Source organism: Streptomyces sp. NPDC035033, from assembly GCF_040636735.1.
GTDB lineage: Bacteria > Actinomycetota > Actinomycetes > Streptomycetales > Streptomycetaceae > Streptomyces.
Genome location: NZ_JBEZUZ010000208.1, coordinates 1 through 2,411, shown reverse-complemented (window position 1 = coordinate 2,411; position 2,411 = coordinate 1). Strand labels below are relative to the sequence as shown.

At 77.8% G+C, this 2,411-nt stretch carries 3 protein-coding genes; 1 reads left to right on the top strand and 2 read right to left on the bottom strand.

The annotated features are described in order from the left end of the window. Nucleotides 1–348: 348 nt before the first annotated feature. Nucleotides 349–636, bottom strand: coding sequence for a hypothetical protein (locus AB0E83_RS35410; protein ID WP_362120933.1), 288 nt, complete (start codon nucleotides 634–636; stop codon nucleotides 349–351). A 148-nt stretch (nucleotides 637–784) separates the two neighbouring features. Here AB0E83_RS35410 and AB0E83_RS35405 point away from each other — a divergent pair, with 148 nt between their 5' ends. Next, the gene (locus AB0E83_RS35405) at nucleotides 785–1,321 is read left to right on the top strand and encodes an isochorismatase family cysteine hydrolase (RefSeq protein ID WP_362120931.1); all 537 of its coding nucleotides are present in this window, start codon (nucleotides 785–787) and stop codon (nucleotides 1,319–1,321) included. An 82-nt stretch (nucleotides 1,322–1,403) separates the two neighbouring features. Here AB0E83_RS35405 and AB0E83_RS35400 read toward each other — a convergent pair whose 3' ends face one another. Next, nucleotides 1,404–2,237: a MerR family transcriptional regulator gene (locus tag AB0E83_RS35400; protein ID WP_362120929.1), complete on the bottom strand. Its 834-nt coding sequence runs from the start codon at nucleotides 2,235–2,237 to the stop codon at nucleotides 1,404–1,406. Nucleotides 2,238–2,411: the final 174 nt, after the last annotated feature.

The following is a 2,411-nucleotide window of genomic DNA, read 5'->3' as shown; positions in this document are numbered from 1 at the left end:
GGGGTGGGGGGTTATGATCACCCCGCCCCTCCCGCCCCCGCGGGGGGGGGGGTGCGGGGGGGGGGGGGGGGGGGGGGGGGGGGGGGGGGGGGGGGGGGGGGGGGCGGGGGGGGGGGGGGGGGGGGGGGGGGGGGGGGCGGGGGGGGGGGGGGGGGGGCCCGGGGGGGGGCGGGGGGGGGGCCGGGGCGGCCGGGCCCGGCGGCCGGTCGGCGACGGGGCGCTCCCCTCGGCCTGCGGCCCGGGCCGCCGGACCGCCCGGTGCGCCCGGTGCGGGGAAACCCCGCGGGGCCGTGGACCGCCGCCCTCCGCGCCCGTACGACGGCACCCGTACGGCGGCGGGTGCTCCGGTCAGCCGGTGGCGCCGGGTATCCAGTGGTTGTGGACGGCCACCACGCGTGGCTGCGGGCCCTCCGGCCAGCCGAGGCCGACCGCGATCGGCATCATCCGGTCGGCGAACGCCCTCATCTTCTCCTCGCTCTCCCAGAGGTCGAAGATCTCCAGGCCGCTGTCGGTCGCCACGCACGCGTGCGCGAGGCAGCCGTCGAAGATCTCCGGCGTGGACTGGAGCTTGGCGTTGAGCGTGTCGTACTGGTCCGTGCTGATTCCGTCGAGGACGGCGTGGACGAGGATCGCCATGATCCTTCCTCCTCATGAGGCGACGGTCCACCCCCTCCCCACCAGCACACCACGCCGGACCGGGGACGGCACCCGCTCCGGATGCGGACGGCGGGCCGGGGAGGTAGTCCGGGAGGGAGCGGGAGGACCGGAGAAGGCGGAGGCTGCCATGGGGCGCTCGGCGCTCGTCGTGATCGACATGCTCAACACGTACGCGCACGAGGACGCGGACCGGCTCGTGCCGTCCGTGACGGCGGCGCTGCCCGCGATCGTCGGCCTGCTGCGGCGGGCGCGGGAGGCGGGGGCGCCGGTCGTCTACGCCAACGACAACTTCGGCCAGTGGCGCTCCCACCACGGGGAGATCCTCGACCTGGCGCTCGCGGGCCGCCATCCGGACCTGGTCGAGCCGGTCCGGCCCGACGAGGACGCGCTCTTCGTCGTGAAGGCGCGTCACTCGGTGTTCTACGAGACGCCGCTGGCGTACCTGCTCCGCTCGCTCGACGTGACCGACCTGGTGCTCACCGGCCAGGTCACCGAGCAGTGCGTGCTCTACTCCGCGCTGGACGCCCACATCCGCCACCTGCGGGTGACGGTCCCCCGGGACGCGGTCGCCCACATCCACGAGGACCTGGCGCGGGCCGCGCTGCGGATGATCGAGCGGAACATGGACGGCCGGATCGTGGAGGCGGCCGACGTCTCCTTCTGACCGCGCGTCCGTTTCCGTCCGTTCCCGCCCGTCCGTTCGTCCCCGACCTCCCGTCCGTTTCCGGCCGCCCGTCCGCCGGGCGTCACGGGGACGTGCTCCGCCGGAAGGGGACGGCGACGTCGGCGACGTGCTCGTCCGGCGCGGAGCCGGGCCAGTTGGGGTGGTACACCTCGCGGTGGGAGGCGGTCCGGACGTGGCCGTGGCGGGCGAGCCAGGTGCCGAGGGCGTGGTGGGCCGCCGCCATCGCCGGGTACCCCCGGGCCCGGCTCGGCAGGGCGATGTACGCCTCGCGGTGCGCGGGTTCGATCCGCGTCCCGATCCCCGGCGCGGGGCCGACCGGGCCGTCCGTGGGGGCGCAGACCTCGACGGGACCGTCGGAGTCGTCGCCGACGAGGCCGTGGTGGACGGCGAAGAGGGGGCCCGACAGACAGGCGTCCGCCTCCCGCAGGCGGGCGAGGAGGAGGGTGGTCGCCTCGGCGAGGAAGCCGGGCAGCGCGGCGGCGTCCACGTGCCGCTGGAGGCACAGCACCGTCCGCTCGGGCACCTCGCGTTCGGCGATCCGGTACGGCTCCGGGTCCCGCCCCGCCAGCACCGCGCGGGCGTAGGCGACCGCGTCCCGGCGGGCCGCGTGGAGGGCCCGCTGCTCGTGCCAGTACGCGTCGAGGAGGCGCACCGGCCCGTCCGCGCCGTCCGCGTCGAGGACCGCCGCGATCCGCTCCAGCGGCAGGCCGGCGGCGCGCAGCAGGGCGATGCGGCGGGCCCGTTCGACCTGGCCGGGGCCGTAGTGGCGGACCGAGGTGCGGGGGTCGACGCGGGCGGGCGGCAGCAGGCCCCGTTCCCCGTAGAGCCGCAGGGCCTTGGGACTGAGTCCGGTCCGGGCCGCGAGTTCCCCGATGGTGATCGTCTCCTGGCGCATGCGGCCACTGTGCCCCCTGCCCCTGGGGCAGGGACAAGCCGGGCCGCCGGGGCGCGGCGGTTCAGCCGCCCGCGGGCGGCCCGCCGGCGGCGGCGGCGCCGTCCGCCGGGGCGGGGCCGGGGTACCAGTGGGTGGGGGCGGCGTCCGGGGGCGGCGGGTCGGCGAGCGCGTCCA